Annotated in this window: 12 protein-coding genes; 9 read left to right on the top strand and 3 right to left on the bottom strand. The window is 60.5% G+C overall.

The window, feature by feature from the left end; all coding sequences use genetic code 11:
• The first annotated feature begins 8 nt into the window (after window positions 1–8).
• Together CFA77_RS14915 and CFA77_RS14910 are read left to right on the top strand one after the other, a co-directional pair.
• Window positions 9–1,136, top strand: a complete 1,128-nt coding sequence (locus CFA77_RS14915; protein WP_206991361.1) for an AI-2E family transporter — start codon at window positions 9–11, stop codon at window positions 1,134–1,136.
• A gap of 358 nt (window positions 1,137–1,494) precedes the next feature.
• Window positions 1,495–6,222: an NAD-glutamate dehydrogenase gene (locus CFA77_RS14910; RefSeq protein WP_206991360.1), complete on the top strand. Its 4,728-nt coding sequence runs from the start codon at window positions 1,495–1,497 to the stop codon at window positions 6,220–6,222.
• Between the two features lie 287 nt (window positions 6,223–6,509).
• On the opposite strand, the gene CFA77_RS14905 is transcribed toward CFA77_RS14910, so the two are convergent.
• On the bottom strand, window positions 6,510–9,233 hold the full coding sequence (locus tag CFA77_RS14905; RefSeq protein ID WP_206991359.1) for a M1 family metallopeptidase: 2,724 nt from the start codon (window positions 9,231–9,233) through the stop codon (window positions 6,510–6,512).
• 124 nt (window positions 9,234–9,357) lie between these two features.
• Between CFA77_RS14905 and CFA77_RS14900 the strand changes: the two genes are divergently transcribed.
• From CFA77_RS14900 to mtgA, 3 genes are read left to right on the top strand one after another with little or no spacing between them, the layout of a single operon-like run.
• Window positions 9,358–10,032: a glutathione S-transferase family protein gene (locus tag CFA77_RS14900; protein ID WP_206991358.1), complete on the top strand. Its 675-nt coding sequence runs from the start codon at window positions 9,358–9,360 to the stop codon at window positions 10,030–10,032.
• 3 nt (window positions 10,033–10,035) lie between these two features.
• A complete protein-coding gene (gene queG / locus CFA77_RS14895) occupies window positions 10,036–11,148 on the top strand; it encodes a tRNA epoxyqueuosine(34) reductase QueG (RefSeq protein WP_242517398.1) in 1,113 nt (370 codons plus the stop codon).
• Window positions 11,148–12,179, top strand: coding sequence for a monofunctional biosynthetic peptidoglycan transglycosylase (gene mtgA, locus CFA77_RS14890; protein ID WP_242517397.1), 1,032 nt, complete (start codon window positions 11,148–11,150; stop codon window positions 12,177–12,179). The genes queG and mtgA overlap by 1 nt, the downstream gene beginning before the upstream one ends.
• 9 nt (window positions 12,180–12,188) lie before the next feature.
• On the opposite strand, the gene CFA77_RS14885 is transcribed toward mtgA, so the two are convergent.
• Window positions 12,189–13,757 (bottom strand): mechanosensitive ion channel domain-containing protein, encoded by a 1,569-nt coding sequence (locus tag CFA77_RS14885; RefSeq protein WP_206991356.1) that lies wholly within the window; start codon window positions 13,755–13,757, stop codon window positions 12,189–12,191.
• Window positions 13,758–13,768: 11 nt separating this feature from the next.
• Window positions 13,769–14,686, bottom strand: coding sequence for an SDR family NAD(P)-dependent oxidoreductase (locus CFA77_RS14880; RefSeq protein WP_206991355.1), 918 nt, complete (start codon window positions 14,684–14,686; stop codon window positions 13,769–13,771).
• Between the two features lie 102 nt (window positions 14,687–14,788).
• Here CFA77_RS14880 and CFA77_RS14875 point away from each other — a divergent pair, with 102 nt between their 5' ends.
• The 4 genes from CFA77_RS14875 (at window position 14,789) to CFA77_RS14860 (ending at window position 17,177) form a co-directional block, all read left to right on the top strand.
• The gene (locus tag CFA77_RS14875; RefSeq protein WP_206991354.1) at window positions 14,789–15,439 is read left to right on the top strand and encodes an HAD-IA family hydrolase; all 651 of its coding nucleotides are present in this window, start codon (window positions 14,789–14,791) and stop codon (window positions 15,437–15,439) included.
• Window positions 15,426–16,010, top strand: a complete 585-nt coding sequence (locus tag CFA77_RS14870; RefSeq protein ID WP_206991353.1) for a hypothetical protein — start codon at window positions 15,426–15,428, stop codon at window positions 16,008–16,010. Before CFA77_RS14875 ends, CFA77_RS14870 begins: the two co-directional genes overlap by 14 nt.
• Before the next feature lie 3 nt (window positions 16,011–16,013).
• Window positions 16,014–16,307 carry a 4a-hydroxytetrahydrobiopterin dehydratase gene (locus CFA77_RS14865; protein ID WP_206991352.1) on the top strand — a complete coding sequence of 98 codons (294 nt, stop codon included), beginning with the start codon at window positions 16,014–16,016 and terminating at the stop codon, window positions 16,305–16,307.
• A gap of 99 nt (window positions 16,308–16,406) precedes the next feature.
• Window positions 16,407–17,177: an SDR family oxidoreductase gene (locus CFA77_RS14860; RefSeq protein ID WP_206991351.1), complete on the top strand. Its 771-nt coding sequence runs from the start codon at window positions 16,407–16,409 to the stop codon at window positions 17,175–17,177.
• The last annotated feature ends 25 nt before the right edge of the window (window positions 17,178–17,202 follow it).

Genomic DNA, 17,202 nt, shown 5'->3' with positions numbered 1-17,202 from the left:
GGGATATTATGGATCGCGCGACGAAGACCGGCATCTGGATCATCGCGACCGGCGTCATCCTGACCTTCCTTCATTTTGGCCGCAGCATCCTCGCGCCCTTTGCGCTGGCTGTGTTCCTGTTCCTCGTCATCGAGGGCTTTGCCACGATGATCGACAATTGGTCTCGCGCGCTCAAGATCGGGCACGCCCGGGTTTTCGCGGTCCTGATTGTTTTGGGTGGATTTTTCGGATTCATGGCGCTGCTCGCAAATGGCATCGCCGAATTTGGGCGCGACGCCGGAGAGTATGAAAACCGGATCAACGACATGATCGCGGACATGTATGAGGTGGTGCACATGTCGGGTGCGCCGACACTGCAGGAACTGCTGTTCAACGAAACCGGACAACGTTTTTTTGCGACCATCGCCAACGAAACCGGTGACCTGTCCGGCGATCTGGTCCTGATCCTGATCTATGTCGCCTTCCTGTTCTTGGCGCAGTCCAGTTGGACCCGGAAACTGGACAATATCTTCCCCGGTTTCGAGCAACGCGCGCAGGTGCGCCAAGTGGGCGATGAAGCGCGGCGCAGTATCGAAACCTATCTGTGGACCCAGACTGTGATCTCCGCCCTGATCACCGCATTGACCTATTTCTCATTGCTGGCCTTGGGGGTGCAAAATGCGCTCTTCCTGTCGGCTTTGATATTTGTGCTCAATTATATCCCGACTGTGGGGTCAATTGTTGCGGCACTGGTGCCCCCGCTGTTTGCCATCGTGCAGCCGGGACTTCCGGCCTGGGTGCCGGGCACACCACCGCAAGACAACTACATCTATGCGGCGATCGTGTTTGCGGCCGTCAGTTTCTGGCAGTTCTCGATCGGCAATTTCATCCAGCCGCGCATGATGGGGGAGTCGCTGAATTTGTCAGCTTTGGTCGTCCTGCTTTCCCTGGCCATCTGGGGTGCAATCTGGGGCATTCCCGGCATGTTCCTGTCGGCACCTTTGACGGTTCTGATGATGATATTCTTCGCGCAATCTTCCAGCACGAGATGGATTGCAATCCTGCTTTCTGCAGATGGTAATCCACAAGGCAAGGGTACCAATACGGAGCTGTCGGATGCAGTCAGCGCTGCTCAGACCTATGGTGAAAATCGATAAATTATGCGAAGTGTTAGGCAAGTTAATAATTGCGAATCCGGTTCAGAGCCCATACTCAATTATTGGTAACATCAGGCGCTGCTGACGAAGACTTGTATTCGGCACAGCGCTTGCAAATTTAGTGAGATCAGGCCCTCCGCGTGCGTCCCCCCACCCAGCCTGCGGAATAGGCCTGTAGGACCCGCCGGACACGTCCCCGTTCGGCGGGTCCGTTTATATCGGGCCCTGAGGGCCCAAGATTCGATCCCCCAAAGACCCGTCATGACGCTGGGGCAATTCATTTGCCCCTATGTGTTGTGCCGGTGTGCCAACGCAGTCTAGATGGGAACATCGTTAAGTTCTTTCGCGAGACACCCACATGACAGTAAATTCTGCTTCACATGAGCCGTTGGAGCAAGTTTTCGACCAGATTCAGCGGGAATCAGGGCACGAAGACCTCACCGGACTGACGGATGGCGACCTAAAATTTCTTGCGCGCCGCCATTGGGAATGGGCAGAGACGGTCGCTCCGGGAGAGCAGGATGTGCGCGTCCTGCTGGAGGTCGATGGGGAAAACGGGGACTCCCTGTCACGTACCATTCTAGAGACTGCCAGCCCGGACATGCCATTCCTCGTGGATTCGGTGCTTGGCGAGTGCGGCGCGCAGGGGTTTGAGGTCGCGGCCCTGTTTCATCCGATTGTCAAACGACAGGACGGGCGCAGCGTGTCCGTCATCCAGGTTCATTTGCCGATCCTGACCCATGATGAGGCGGCGCGCCTGAAAGCCGGAGTTCGCCTGGCGCTGGCGCACAATGCGGTTGCCGTATCGGACTTTGAGCCCATGCGGGCGCGCATGCAGCAGGAGATCGACCGGCTGAAGGGCGTCACGCATCTCAAAGAGATGGACCGCGACGAAGCAGTTGCCTTCCTGAAATGGCTTTCGCGGGAACATTTCGTGTTCCTCGGCTGCCGCGAATACGAATTCGAGACAAATGCCGATGGGCAAGTGCTGCCCGAAGAGCCGATCATGGTGGAGGGCTCCAATCTGGGCGTGCTGCGCGATGAAGAACTGAACGTTCTGTCTCGCGAGGCCGAACCCCTCGTGTTGACGCCTGAGATTGGCGCACATCTGTCGGAACCGTATCCGATCCTTGTTGCCAAATCGACGCTGACCAGCCTCGTGCACCGCCGGGTCGCTTGCGACTATGTCGGCGTGAAGAAATATGATGCGCAGGGCAGGGTGAATGGTGAAGTTCGCTTCCTCGGCCTTTTCACCGCCGAGGCCTATGACGAAACGGCCCGCTCGATCCCGCTGATCCGCCGTCGAATTGCCGCCATCCTCGAAGCTTCTGGCGCAACGCCCGGCGGACATACCGAAAAGGCGTTGACCAATCTGCTGGAAACCTGGCCGCGTGACGAGTTGTTTCAGACCTCTTCGAAAATCCTCCATCCGATCATTGTCGGCGCGCTGCATCTGATCGGGCGGCCACGCACGCGCCTGTTCGTGCAACAGGACCAATTTGACCGGTTTGTCACCGCAATCGTCTATGTGCCGCGTGAAGCCTATGACACCGCCATGCGCCAACGCATCACGCAGGAACTGGTCACCGCTTACAATGGGCACGTAACGCGCTTTCGTCCGTATTTTGATTCTGAAACCCTGGTTCGGGTCCATTTCGAAATCTGGCTGGGACAGGGCCATCCCTTGCCGGACCTTGCGGCGCTCGAGAAGCGTATCGTCCAGATCACGCGAACATGGGAGCAAGGCTTCCGGTCGGCGCTGGTCCAGTCTGACCTTGAACGCGCACATCAGGAAAATGCACGTTCCTTCATCGGGGCTTTCAATGCAGCCTATCGCGAAGCCTTCGGGCCTGACGAGGCGATGCGCGATGTTGCGGCGATGGCAAATTTGTCGGCCGGTCACCCCATCCTGACGCGCGCCTACCGGCTGGAAGGGGATTCCGACAACAAGATACGGGTCAAGATATACTCCCGCAATGGTTCGATCCCGCTGTCTGCCTGTGTGCCAATCTTCGAGCAAATGGGTTTCTTCGTGGATTTCGAGACCGGCTATCCGGTCCGTCCGACGGAAAAGCCAGCCGACGATGCGCCCGAGACCTACTGGATCCACGATGTTGTCATGTGCGCGACGGCCGGCGCAGCAATTGACCTCGATGCAATCCGAACCGCGCTGGAGGATGCGTTTGTTGCGGTCTGGAGCGGACGGGCCGAAAATGACGGCTTCAACCGGCTGGTGCTCAGCGCTGACGCAAGCTGGCGCGATGCGGCCCTGATCCGGGCGCTCGCCGGATATCGCCGCCAGAGCGGCATGGATCAACCGCAATATGTTCAGGAGACGGCGCTTTCGACTTATCCGGCGATTGCCCAGAAATTGCTGGACCTGTTCGCTATCCGCTTCGATCCGGCGCGCGATATGTCACTCGCCGAACGCACGCATGAAGCCGAGAAAATGCGCGCAGAGATCGAGGACGCATTACGCGACGTGTCGGCGCTGGCAGACGATCAGGTGCTGCGCCGTCTCGCTGATCTGATCCTGGCCGTTCAGCGGACCAATTTCTACCAGACCAATGGCGATGGCGCGCCCTACAGTTTTGTCAGCCTCAAGATTGCCAGCCGCGAACTGGAAGACCTGCCGGAGCCGAAACCCTTCCGCGAGATATATATGTCGAGCCCGCGGGTCGAGGGCGTGCATTTGCGCTTTGGCGCGGTTGCGCGCGGGGGGCTGCGCTGGTCGGACCGTGCATCAGACTATCGCACCGAAGTTCTGGGCCTTGTGAAAGCGCAGCAGGTGAAGAACGCGGTCATCGTGCCGGTCGGCTCCAAGGGTGGATTCTTGCCGAAACAATTGCCGGATCGTTCTGACCGCAACGCCTGGTTCGAGGCCGGACGGGATGCCTACAAGGAATTCATCCGGGCGTTGCTCGGTATCACGGACAATCTCGTGGAGGGGCAGGTCACCCACCCGGCGGACACGATTGTCTGGGATGGTGAAGACCCCTACCTCGTCGTGGCGGCGGACAAGGGCACGGCGACCTTCTCCGACACCGCCAATGCGATCAGTGAGGAGATGGGCCACTGGCTGGGCGATGCGTTCGCGTCGGGTGGTTCGGTTGGCTACGATCACAAGAAGATGGGTATTACTGCGCGGGGAGGCTGGGAAGCGGTCAAGCGTCACTTCCGCGAACTCGGCAAGAACATCCAGACCGAGCCTTTCACCGTGATCGGTGTGGGCGACATGAGTGGAGACGTGTTTGGCAATGGCATGTTGCTATCGCCGGAAATCCGGCTGATCGCGGCCTTCAACCACATGCACATCTTCATCGACCCGGACCCTCAGGACGCTGCCAAGAACCTGACTGAACGTCAGCGTCTGTTCGACAAGCCGCAATCGAGCTGGGCGGACTACAACAAAGGAATCCTGTCGAAAGGCGGCGGAATCTTCGAGCGCTCCGCCAAGTCGATCACGCTGAGCGATGAGATCAAGGCGCTGAGTGGCTTGTCAAAGGATGCGGTCACGCCCGACGAGTTGATCCACGCCCTGCTGAAGACGGATGCGGACTTGCTCTGGTTCGGCGGCATTGGCACCTATGTGAAGGCCGCGCATGAAACTCATGCGGCCGCCGGTGACCGTGCCAATGATGCGATCCGGGTTGATGCAAATCAGCTGAAGGTGAAAGTCATCGGGGAAGGGGCCAATCTGGGCGTCACCCAAGCCGGGCGAATCGAGTTTGCCCTGCATGGGGGACGGATCAATACGGACGCGATCGACAATTCCGCCGGCGTCGATTCGTCTGACCACGAAGTGAACATCAAGATTCTGGCTGCTGAGGCGGTTCGTGAGGGCGACCTCGATCCGGCAGACCGCAACGACCTTCTTGCGGAGATGACCAGTGACGTGGCGGCGCTTGTCCTGCGTCATAATTATACACAGACCTTTGCGCTGACCCTGGCCGAAACGACGGCCAAGGAAGACCATGATGCGCTTGAGCGCCTGATGGAGTATCTGGAAGACCGAGGCGTATTGAACCGCGCGCTGGAAACCTTGCCGGAGACCGGTGAGATGAAGGTGCGTGCCGAGCGCGGCCAGCCATTGACCCGGCCGGAATTAGCCGTCTTGCTCGCCTGGTCGAAGATCACCCTGTTCGACGATATTGTGGCCTCCGATATTCCGGACGATCCGTATTTCGAAGACCTGTTGGTCAATTACTTCCCGAGTCCGATCAACACCTATTCAAAGGCGATGTCGAACCATCGCCTGAAGCGGGAAATTATCGCGACGATCATTGCCAATCGTGTGCTGGACATGGCCGGGCCGGTGGCCCTGCTGCGTCTGCGCGAAGTGACCGGCGGCGACAATGCGCAAGTCGCGCGCGGGCTCGAAGCGGCGCGTGCCGTTTTGAACTTTGACGGCTTCCAGCGCGAGGTCGACCAGCTCGACACGATCGTGCCTGCGGATGTGCAAATCGATCTGCGTCTGCATGCGGCAAGCGCCATGGTCGATGCGGCGCTCTGGTTCATTGAAACCCATCCGGACCTGCATGTCGGTGACGCCGTGCAACATACCGAAGCGCCTCTGAACGAGTTCAAGGCCATTCTCGCCGGCATTCACTCGCCGTTCCCGGCTGCGCGCATCGAGCGCGAAGTGCGTAGCCTGATGAAGCGCGGCGCGTCGGAAGAGATTTCGCGATGGGCGGCTGCGATGGGCCAGTTTGCCCAAGGGCTGCTCGTGGTCGATCTGGCTGGCAAGGCGGGTGTCAGTGTGGAGGCGGCCGGCAAGGCTTTCTACACGATTGGCGACCAGCTGCGCATCGACCGGCTTCGCGCCATGGCGCGGGACAATCTGCTGCATGCAGATTATTGGGATCGCGTGGCGGGCCGTCGCCTGTTGAACGAACTGGTTCGGATGCAGGCGGATGCAACAGAGAAGGCTCTCGCCGGAGACGGGGCAGATGCCTGGCTCGCCGAGCGCAATGATGCGCGCAAGGCATTGCTCGCAGAGTTGCATACGCTGGGCAAGGATCGCAATTGGGCGTTTGCGCGATTTGCGCTTGCGGCCGACGCGTTGCGCCAGTTCATGCGCCACTGATCGTTGCACCAAGAGCCGGACAGGGCGTGTGCCCTTCCGGTTTCCTGTCATCCAAGGTCCTTGCGGACGGAAGGCGGCGCCTTCGGCAGGGACGGTATTCATATTGGTGTGGGAAGTCGTGCCCCTGCAGCGGGCCGCCTCCCATCCGCTGGCCGGGGCCTGAGCATACCCCGACCGGACCGCCGCTTCCCATTTGGGCAAGAAGCGACCCGGACAAGATACAAGCCGGAGATCTCAGACAAATTCGATCAGCGAAAATGCCCGTTATCCGGGCCGTGCCGGGCCGATTACTGTTGGAAGAAGTTGTTCACATCCAACGCTTTCTGAGCCCTTAGCGCGCTGCAGAGCGTTGCCTTCTCCGTGCCCTGGGCCAGGGATCGCTCATAGCCTGGGATCAGCTGCGCATTCTGTTGAAAGAAGTCTTCCGCCTCTGCGGCCTTTCTGACGCTGCAGAAATATCCCGTCAGGCCCGCGAGCTGCGGCTGACGGATTTCGGGCATGCGCTCCACAACCGTCTCGAAGTTTGTGGTTATCAAATCCCATGCGGTGTCTTGTGCTGCCGGGTTGGCCATGGCGCCATAGACAACCGTAAAGACTTCGTCTGTCGAGTTCGGGCCGTTCAGAACCGCCGAGAACAGGTCTGACACGACATCCTTGCTTCCGCGACTGGCCAACACTCTCAGGATTGTCGAGCGTTCATTCTGATTGGTTGCAGTGGTGACGTAGGCCTTGGCAGCTTCATAGAAGTCAGCGCCGCCATCCTCTATGCCGATGATCATGGCCGTGGAGAGATCCTCCGGCGCAAGCGCCGTCGCGTCCGGGCTGCCTTCGAGTCCGACATACTGCCGGGCACGGGCGAGCAGGGCGCGGCGCTCAGCGGGGCGCTCGCCATATTCCAGCAACAAGCCATATAGCCTGTCGCGCAAAAGCATCTCCTGCTGGCTCAGCGCCGTGGCCGGACGGGATTCCAGATATTCGGCCAACGGTCCATACGTGCGCTGGACCCACGCGCGAAGGCCCGCTTGCTCGGATGGCTCCAGCATGCGGTCGAGCGTGCCAATGATGCCGAACCCTTCAGAAACCGCACGCGGATGACCGCTTGAGGTTGCGGCCAGTCCAGCCATCAGGTCATCGGTGCTGATCCGCCCTGCACGGAAACCGGAGGTCAGTGCATCCGCAAACATGATCTGTTCGGCGTCAGACAAGCTGTCAAAGGTGGAAATCAGCGCCGTCAGGTTTTCCGCATTCGTATCGAAGCGCCAATAGCCCGTGCCGCCGGCATTTGGCATCACCCAGTCGGGGCAATCGCCATCCAGAGGAATCTCGGTGACCGGTGCGGTCAGCATCTGCCGGATCGTGCGATCACCCACAGGCCCTTTCAGGCGCGCAGCAAACGGCACGTTCCAGGTCTGAGCATTGGTATCAATATCAGAGCCAAGCGGCGCATAGCGCTTTTGAGTGACCGTGATCAGGCCCGCATCTGGAGCAGGGCAGGACACGGCGACATCCAGCGATGGGATGCCTGGCTGGTTGATATAGCTGGTGAAGGCTTCAACAATATCCGGCTGGCCGGACCCGTCGGCGAGGCTCTGCATGAAATCGTCGGCATCAGCGACGCCATCCTCGAAGCGACGCATGTGCAAGCGGATACCTTCGCGAAAGGCTTCTTCGCCCAGATAGGTCTCGAACATGTTCAACACGCTGCCGCCTTTGCGATAGGTAATGGAGTCGAACGCGTCGAGAATATCGCCATTGGTGTTGATCGGATTGCGAATCTGGCGCGCCGATTGAAGACTGTCGGCCCCCATCGCGCTGAGTCCTGCCAGGATTGGGCTGAGGCCCCACTCGCCGTCCGGGTCAACCCCGTCCATCGTCTTGTAACTGATCCAGGTCGCAAAGGCCTCGTTCAGCCAGATATCGTTCCACCATTTCGGCGTGACGAGATTGCCGAACCATTGATGGCCCAGTTCGTGGGCATGTGTCGTCAGGATGCGGCGGCGGCGTGACAGGCTGGTCTGTTCGTTCATCAGGAGGGCGGCTTCGCGATAGATGATTGCGCCGGCATTCTCCATCGCGCCATAGGCAAATTCCGGCGCGGCGATCAGGTCCAGTTTTCCATAGGGGTACGGATAGTCGAAATAGTCCTCCTGCCAGAGCAACATCTCGTCAGTGATGTCGAGTGCCTCGCTGAGCTGGTCTCTCTTGCCGCGGGCAGCAAAGCCGCGCAGGGGCACCGGCGCCTCGCGCAGGGCATTGGCCGGAATGGCCGGGGCGGGCCGCATCTCGTAAGGGCCGACTGCGAGGGCGACCAGATAGGACTGGATCGGGCGAGTTTCGGCAAAGACATGCCGGGTCCAACCGTCTTCGGCCGGTTCGGCGCTGATTCCCTCGCCATTGGATACGACCTGCATGCCTTCTGGCGCGGTGACGGTCACGCTCCACGGTGTCTTGAAGCGCGGTTCGTCAAATGAGGGTACCATCCGGCGCGCATCAATCGCTTCCATCTGGGTGGCAAGATAGTCCGTATCGGATTGAACCGCCTTGTAGAGACCGGCAAGGCCCATATTGTAGGGCGCTGTATAGCTGATTTCGAGCGTGGCCGTGCCCGCCGGGATCGGCGAGTCGAAGTCGAGCCTTGAAACTCCGCCCGGTGCCTGATTGCCAGTAAAAGTTGCCGGGATATGTGTTCCATCGTCCAGCACGGCCTTGGCCGACAACACCGTCTGATCCACCGAATGCAACCAGATGCGCGCATGCGGCGCTGTCAGGGCCACATCAATGGCTACATTACCCGAGAAACTGTCGGCATCTGGATCAGTTTTCAGCTCCAGCCGGTAGGCCAGCGGCGTAACATCCGTCGGCAACTGCCCTGCGGGCGGTACTTGAATCTGGACAGGCTGGGTCTGCGAACCGAGGCTTGCGTCAGAAGCGGAATTCGCATTTCCGCAGGCGTGAAGTGCAAGGAGAGAGACCGCGCCCGCCAAGGCAGCGCGAAACCGGGAATCGTGCATGAATGTGGTCCTGTAACGGTGGAAACAGTTTGAAGCCAAAAAACATAGGATACGGCCCAGCAAAAGCGACCAGATGCAGCTGAATTTAACACCCCTTTCAGTGATGCCATGAGAAGTTGAACCCATGAAACGGCTCTACCATTGGCCTCTTGATCCGGCCGGACGGCTGGTCCGCCTCGCCTTGGGCGAGAAAGACGAGGGATTCGAGGCGTTGGAATCGCCGCCCTGGTCAGCTCATCCGGACGTGCCCCGCCTCGCACATGGGGCTGTTGCGCCCGCTTTGGTTGAGATCGACAGCGAGCCGCGCATGTTTGCCTGCGGCACGCGCGCCATATGCGAGTATCTTGAAGAGACCTCCAGCGGACGGGGCCTGTTGCCATCAGATCCGGCGGCGCGCGCTGAAGTCCGACGCCTGTGGGCCTGGATTGAAGCTGCGTGTGAAGAGGTTACCGATACACTGCTGACCGAGCGCGTGATGCAATGGGTGCGCCGCGACCGGCACCCGGATTCAGCGCGTTTGCGCCGGGGGGCGCATGCGCTGCGCGGACGTCTGACCTTCCTGAATGGCCTGCTGGAGCTGAATGGCTATCTTGCCTGCCGGGAGCTCACCCTGGCCGATCTGGCTGCAGCGGCGCACTTGTCTGCCTATGACTATTTCGGCGATGTCGAATGGAATGCTGTGCCGGAGCTGAAAGACTGGTATGCCCGGATCAAGTCGCGTCCGAGCTTCAGGCCCTTGCTGGCCGACCGGTTGCAGGCGGTGCGGCCCGTAGCGCACTATACCGATTTGGATTTCTAGACCTTGCCTGATCCTCTCCACATCCGCGTCAAGCACCTCGCCCGGTCGCTTGGCTTTGATGACGTGGCGATAGCGCGGGCGGATGAGGCGTGGGACGCAGGCGACCGGCTGGAAGCATTCGTAGAAGCTGGCCATCATGGCAGCATGGACTGGATGGAGACGACGCTGGAGCGGCGCAAGGCGCCGACTGCGATGTGGCCGGATGCCAAATCTGCCGTCGTCGTCGCGCTCAATTACGGCCCGGACCATGATCCGCTCCACACTCTGGAACAGAAGGCGCTTGGTAACATCTCCGTCTACGCACGGGGGAGGGACTATCACGACACGTTGAAGAAGCGGCTGAAACAACTCGCCCGGGAGTTCGTGGCCGAGACCGGCGCTGAGGTGAAAGTCTTTGTCGATACCGCGCCTCTGATGGAAAAGCCGCTGGCCGAAAAGGCCGGGCTCGGCTGGCAGGGCAAGCACACCAATCTGGTCAGCCGCGAACTGGGGTCTTGGTTTTTCCTGGGTGTGATGCTGACCGCCGCGGAACTGGAACCTGATCAACCGGAGGCGGATCATTGCGGTTCGTGCCGCGCCTGTCAGGACATCTGCCCGACCAATGCGTTTCCCGCGCCCTATCAACTCGATGCGCGGCGCTGCATTTCCTATCTTACCATCGAGCATGCCGGGCCAATCCCGGCAGAGTTTCGCGCGGCGATGGGCAACCGCATCTATGGGTGTGATGATTGCCTTGCCATCTGTCCGTGGAACAAGTTTGCCGAAGCCGCCAGCGAGATCGCCTTCCATGCACGGCCCGAACTCAAGGCGCCGGGGCTGGATGAACTTGCCGCGCTGAACGATGCCACATTTCGGGAAGTGTTCTCCGGTTCGCCCATCAAGCGGATCGGGCGGGACCGGTTCGTGCGCAATGTCTGTATCGCCATCGGCAATTCAGGGGAGGGGGCGCTGGTCGCCAGCCTGCTGCCGCTGCTGGATGATCCGGCGTCGGTGGTACGTGGGTCTGCTATCTGGGCGCTCGCCCGCCTTGATCGTGCCCGATTTGCGACGGAAAAGGCCGTCCGGATGGAGCCGGAAACGGATCCGGGCGTTCTGGCGGAATGGATGACAGAGTGATGAGCGGTTTCTGGACCTTCCTGACATGGGCGGTGCGCATTCTGGCGGGCCTGTTTGTGGCGTTTCACCTCTATGCGCTGGCGCTGGTCTGGCTGCCCATTCCGGGCACGGTGCTGATGGTGCAGCGCGCGGCAGGTGGCGAGACGGTACGGCGCGATGCGGTGCCCTTGTCCGAGATTTCGCCTCACCTTGTGCGCGCGGTCATCGCGGCGGAGGATTCCCGCTTCTGCGAGCATAATGGAATTGACCGTGCCGCGATTGAAAAGGCGCTGGATGAACGCCGTCAGGGCAAGCGCACGCGCGGCGCCTCCACGATCACACAGCAGACCGCCAAGAATGTCTTCCTCTGGAATGGGGGCGGTGTGCCGCGCAAGCTGGGCGACATGTGGATGGGCGTCTTCATCGACAAGTTCTGGGGCAAGGCCCGGGTCATGGAAGCCTATCTGAATGTCGCCGAATGGGGCGATGGCCTGTTCGGTGCAGAGGCCGCCGCGCAGGCGCGGTTCGGCAAGTCCGCGGCAGACCTGAGCGAGCGCGAGGCCGCACTGCTGGCCGCCGTTCTGCCGAGCCCGAACAAATGGCGCGTCGATCCGCCGGGGCCATATGTCAACACACGCGCCGGCACGCTGCAGGCGCGCATGCGAGTGGTGCACAGCCAGGGCCTCGCGGCCTGTGTGCTGGGCGATACGCCGCCTCCGGCACGCCCGCAGCCACAACAGGGCCAGCCGGTCCCGCAGCCTGAGCCTTTGCCGGACCTGCCACCTGAACCGGAGACCGGGCCCGAGGCAATCGAGCCTGAAGAGGTGCAGACCGCGCCAGAAGATGACGAGTTCGATGCGTTTCTGGAAGGCGCGCAGGAACGGTTTGGCGAGGCCGGGCAATCTCCTGAACCCATCGAGGAAGAACCTGAGCCGTTGGAGCCCGAAGCCGCAGCGAGCCAGTCGGAAGCGCAGGATGGCGGGCCGACCGATCTGCGTCCGCGGTCTCTGGAGCCGGTTGAAGACCCGGCCAGTGAGGACTCCCCCGAGTAGCGCGCCGTCTTAATCGGCTTCCGGCGGTCGCGCTTTCGTTTCATCCTGTTTCATTGTGTTCGGTTCCGGCTCATTTTCCTCCGGTTCCGGTGCGGGGGCCGGATCAGGTGTACGCTTCGGGCGGGATATCTCGACCTTGAGCGCGGAGTCCGGTTCGATGAACAGCTCCTTGCGGCGCAGCGGCACGGACATGCCATTCTCGGTGAAGCGTTTCCAGACTTCGCGCAGGATGTTGGAGCCGACATTGGCCGTGCCATTTTCCGGGTCGATGATCCAGAAGCGCATCTCCAGAACAATGCACTCATCGGTGAAGTCTTTGACCAGGCAGACGGGTTGCGGCCAGCTGATCACGCGCTCGGTCGCCTTGGCGGCGGCGATGACGATGGCAATCGCCTCTTCCAGGTCGGACGTATAGTCGATGCGCAACTCCTTGTGGATGCGCACGCGCTTGTTGGAAAAGCTCCAATTGATCACCGTATCGGTCATCAGCTTTTCGTTCGGGATCAGGAATTCCTTGCCTTCCTGCGTCGTGATCGACGTGTAGCGCAGGCCGAGGGATTCCACGACGCCGAACGTCTCGCCGACCTCGATTACGTCCTGCGGCTTGATCGAGCGCTCCGAGAGCAGGACGATGCCGGAGACAAAGTTCGAGACAACTTTCTGCATACCAAAGGCAAAGCCAAGGCCGATGGCACCGGAGATGACCGTTAGCGCGCCGAGCGGAATGCCGAGCCCTGCGAGGGTGAGCAGGGCAGCCGCCACAATGAAGACAATCTGGATGGCATTGCCGATCAGGATACGGATCGAGGGCTCGACTTTGGGAATATGGTTGACCCGCCGCTTCATGGATTTCGCGGCTCGGTTGGCGATGAACAGCAAGACGGCAGCGGTCAGGATGGCCTGGAAGATGAAGACCGGGCTGATCCGCCGATTCCCGAAGGATGGACCAATACTCGAAAGCCAGTTCATGACATCCGGCAGGACGCCGAGGGCGAAGAATATCGCGAACGTCCATGTCAGGAATGATGCAAGACCGCGCAATTCTTCCGGCAGGAAGGTCATGGTCACGCGGATGGCAAGCCAGGCAATCGCGAGTGACAAGGCTGTCCGAACCAGGATCAGCGAGTGGTCAATGGAGCTGAGCAATGAGACCGCAAGCCCCAGAAGGATGGACCAGAGCGCCGGACGAACCGCCTTGTGCAAGACGTCCAGTCCTTCGCGGCGAGGCGGCTCGACAAAGCGTCGCAGCGTGACCGTGATCAGGCGCTTGAAGGGTGGGGTGAGCAGGGCGCCCAGCGCGAGCGCCAGGATGATACAGCCGAGCTGGATCAGGATGGGATAGAGAAATTCAGGCTGTTGCGCCTTTGTCTGAAGCCAGCCGGCTGGGTCGTCGAGAAAGGGTCGAGCAGGCTCTATCCATTTGAGTAGCGGATTAATGACGTCTTCTACCGGCGGAAGGATATCCTCCGATGGCGGAGTGGCTTGTCCGGTCGCTTCCGTCGCATCCACCGGACGGCAATAGGTTTCCCCATCACCGCCGGTGATGCATTTCTGGTAGGTGACGCCATCTTCCGCCAAGCGCTATCCGCCTAGACTGGGTCGTAGGGGAAGACACTGGCCGAGGCGCCCATGTCGAAGAAGTTGGCTTTCATGGCGGGCATGGCCTGTTCGAGCAGGCTTTCCGGCGTCCAGCCCTCCATACGCGCCAGCGACTTGACCGGACGCGGCTGGTCGAACAGCACGACTTCATTGCCGCGCACGGCAAAAATCTGTCCGGACACGTCATTGGCCTTGTCGGCGCAAAGGGCGACGGCGAGCTGTGCCACCTGGTCGGCCCGCATGCCCTGGCGCATCCGCTCGACACGCTCTGCGCCGGCTTCGTCCTTGACCGGGATGGAGGCGATCATGCGCGTCCAGGCAAATGGCGCGATGACATTGGAGCGGACATTCTTGCGCGCGCCTTCCATGGCGACGATGCGCGACAGGCCGACAATGCCCATCTTGGCGGCGGCATAGTTCGCCTGGCCGATATTGCCGATCAGGCCGGATGTGGAGGTGAAGAGGACGAAATTGCCGTCTTCCTTTTCGCGGAACAGTTCGATGGCCGCGCGGGTGACGTTGAAGCTGCCCCGCAGGTGCACGTCGATGACGCTGTCCCAATCATCTTCGCTCATCTTGTGGAACATGCCGTCCCGCAAGATGCCGGCCGGGTTGATGATCGAGTGCAGGGCGCCGAACTCGTCCTTGGCCTGTTCGATCATGCCTTGGACCGCTTTCATGTCGGTCACGCTTTCCGAGTTCGAGACAGCCTCGCCGCCCGCCTTGCGGATTTCCTGAGCCACGGTTTCGGCCGGGCCTGCACTGCCTTCATCGGCGCCGGTCAGGCTGCCGCCCAGATCGTTGACGACCACTTTTGCGCCCTCGCGCGCCGCCAGCAGCGCGGTTTCCTTGCCGATGCCATTACCACCGCCGGTCACGAGGACCACTTTGCCTTCCAGAACGCCCATCAGACGAAACTCCCTTTATATGTTGCAGTCGCCGCCACACTAGAACTCGGCCCGTAATGTTCAAGGTTTGAAATCGTCGCTGGTGCGGGTAGAGGTGCTGGCATGACAAAGACATTCCAAGCTGTAATCTGGGATTTCGGGGGCGTATTCACGACCTCTCCCTTCGACGCCTTCACCCGTTACGAGGCCGCGCATGGCCTGCCAAAGGATTTCATCCGCACGGTCAATGCCACCAATCCGCTGGACAATGCCTGGGCCAAGCTCGAGCAGAGCCTCGTCACGGCGGCAGAGTTCGACGGCATGTTCCGCGAGGAATCAAAGGCGATGGGGCATGAGGTGCCCGGTGGGGAAGTGCTGGCGCTGTTGTCCGGCTCGCTGCGGCCACGCGTGGTCAAGGCGCTGAGCGTCTGCAAGACCAAGGGCAAGGTTGGCTGCATCACCAATAATGCGCCGGTCGGCAAAGGCGCCTCGATGACCAATGACGAGGCAAAAGCACGCGACGTGGCCAAGGTCTTCGACATGTTCGACCATGTGATCGAAAGCTCCAAGCTCGGCATTCGCAAGCCCGATCCGCGAATCTATGCTCTGATGTGCGAGACGCTCGATGTTGATCCGGCAAGCTGTGTCTATCTGGATGATCTCGGGCATAATCTGAAACCGGCCCGCGATATGGGCATGACAACGATCAAGGTGCTCAATGAAGACCAATTGCTGTCAGACCTTCAGGCGGCGACCGGGTATGAACTGGGCTAGCGCCCTCGTCGGCGCGCTGGGGGCCGCGCTCCTGGCGGCGTGCTCGCCTGCGGCCGAGCCGGAACGGCCATTGGTGCCGGATGAATCCCTGATGCAGCCGCCACAGGTGCCTGAGCCGGTCGTGCTGACTGAAGAAGCAGAGGCGATGCGGGACCAGCTATTGTCGCATGCGAAAGCCGGATCGCTCAGCCGTTTGTCGCGGGTGGCCAATGCGAATGACGGCTTTGTCTCCAATCTGGGCGGTACGCCGCATCGGCAGTATTGGGATCTGATGCGCCGGATTGGCGCCGATCCGAACCGCAGCTTGCGCAAATTGTTCGAACTGCCTCCTGGCATGCGCGAGATTGATGGCGAAGTCTGGTATGTCTGGCCAGACCTTGCCGCGCGTGACGCTGAGGACCTGATCCCGGAAAAACTGTCCTTCCAGGACCGGCGACGCCTCATGGAACTGATTGGCGAAGAGGGAATTGAACGGATACGGCAGGGCGAAGGCTATCCTGGCATGCGCACCGCCATCGCGGGCAATGGCCGATGGGTCTATTATGTACTCGGTCAGGATGCAGAGGACTGAGCTATGACAGACAGGATTGGCGCAGATGCAGCGCTCTCAAAACTGGACGGCTGGGCAAAAGGTGCCGGCGATCGCGACACGATCGAGAAGACGTTCAAGCTGGCCGATTTCAAGACGGCCTGGAGCTTCATGTCGGCTGTCGCACTGAAAGCCGAGCAGATGGACCATCATCCTGAATGGTTCAATGTCTACAACAAGGTCGAGGTTACGCTGACGACGCATGATGTGGACGGTGTGTCTGAAAAGGACGTTGAACTGGCCCGGTTCATGGACGAACTGGCAGCGAAACTTTCCTGATCCTCCTGGCAGGACTGTCGCTTCTCCCAAGGTCAAGCTGGCCCGGTTTCGAGTGCACTGTTACGGGTAGGAAAACCTGAAACAGTGGAGGAGACAGGCATGGGTCGCGTACAGGGCAAGAAGGCATTTATCACCGGCGGTGCGCAGGGGCTGGGCGAGGCAACGGCTCGCATGATGGCTCGCGAAGGCGCCAAGGTGACCGTCACGGATGTGAACGGGGCAGGGGCCGAAGCTGTCGCCGCCTCGATCAATGACGAACATGGCGCAGGCACGGCCTTTGCCTGGCAGCATGACGTGACCAATGAGGCGCAATGGCAGGAAGTGCTGCAAGCGGCGCATGATGCGATGGGCGGCCTGAACGTGCTGGTCAACAATGCCGGCATCGGTTCGCTCGGCTCGGTCGAAGACGAAAACTACGACATGTTCAAGAAGGTGCAGACCGTCGATGTCGATTCCATTTTTCTCGGCTGCAAGTACGCCATTCCGCTGATGCGCGCGCACGGGCTTGGTTCGATCATCAACATCTCGTCCATTGCCGGTATCATCGCGAGTGCGAACTACGTCTCCTACAACACCGCCAAGGCGGCCGTGCGGCATATCTCGAAATCCATCGCGTTGCATTGCGCCAAGGGCGGCCAGATCCGCTGTAACTCGGTGCATCCGGTCTTCATCAATACGCCGATCCTGGATCGGACGAAGGAAATGTTCGGCGAGGAAGAAGCGCTCGCCAAGCTCGGTCGCCAGATCCCGCTCGGCAAGGTCGGTGAGCCGGACGATATCGCCTATGCGGTGCTCTATCTCGCATCGGATGAGTCGAAGCTCGTCACCGGAATCGAGCTGAAAGTGGATGGTGGCATCTCGGCCATGTAAAGGCTTGTCGCTCCCGATTGTTCAT

The sequence above is a fragment of the Hyphomonas sp. KY3 genome (assembly GCF_017309975.1).
GTDB lineage: Bacteria > Pseudomonadota > Alphaproteobacteria > Caulobacterales > Hyphomonadaceae > Hyphomonas.
The sequence above is the reverse complement of the archived record's forward strand: the minus strand, read 5'-3'. Positions and strand labels throughout refer to the sequence as shown.

What these genes read in the sequence shown, in the direction of transcription:
- CFA77_RS14915 (WP_206991361.1), top strand. Translation starts at nt 9, where the DNA reads ATGGATCGCGCGACGAAGACCGGCATCTGGATCATCGCGACCGGCGTC.
- CFA77_RS14910 (WP_206991360.1), top strand. Translation starts at nt 1,495, where the DNA reads ATGACAGTAAATTCTGCTTCACATGAGCCGTTGGAGCAAGTTTTCGAC.
- CFA77_RS14905 (WP_206991359.1), bottom strand. Translation starts at nt 9,233, where the DNA reads ATGCACGATTCCCGGTTTCGCGCTGCCTTGGCGGGCGCGGTCTCTCTC.
- CFA77_RS14900 (WP_206991358.1), top strand. Translation starts at nt 9,358, where the DNA reads ATGAAACGGCTCTACCATTGGCCTCTTGATCCGGCCGGACGGCTGGTC.
- mtgA (WP_242517397.1), top strand. Translation starts at nt 11,148, where the DNA reads ATGAGCGGTTTCTGGACCTTCCTGACATGGGCGGTGCGCATTCTGGCG.
- CFA77_RS14880 (WP_206991355.1), bottom strand. Translation starts at nt 14,686, where the DNA reads ATGGGCGTTCTGGAAGGCAAAGTGGTCCTCGTGACCGGCGGTGGTAAT.
- CFA77_RS14875 (WP_206991354.1), top strand. Translation starts at nt 14,789, where the DNA reads ATGACAAAGACATTCCAAGCTGTAATCTGGGATTTCGGGGGCGTATTC.
- CFA77_RS14870 (WP_206991353.1), top strand. Translation starts at nt 15,426, where the DNA reads ATGAACTGGGCTAGCGCCCTCGTCGGCGCGCTGGGGGCCGCGCTCCTG.
- CFA77_RS14865 (WP_206991352.1), top strand. Translation starts at nt 16,014, where the DNA reads ATGACAGACAGGATTGGCGCAGATGCAGCGCTCTCAAAACTGGACGGC.
- CFA77_RS14860 (WP_206991351.1), top strand. Translation starts at nt 16,407, where the DNA reads ATGGGTCGCGTACAGGGCAAGAAGGCATTTATCACCGGCGGTGCGCAG.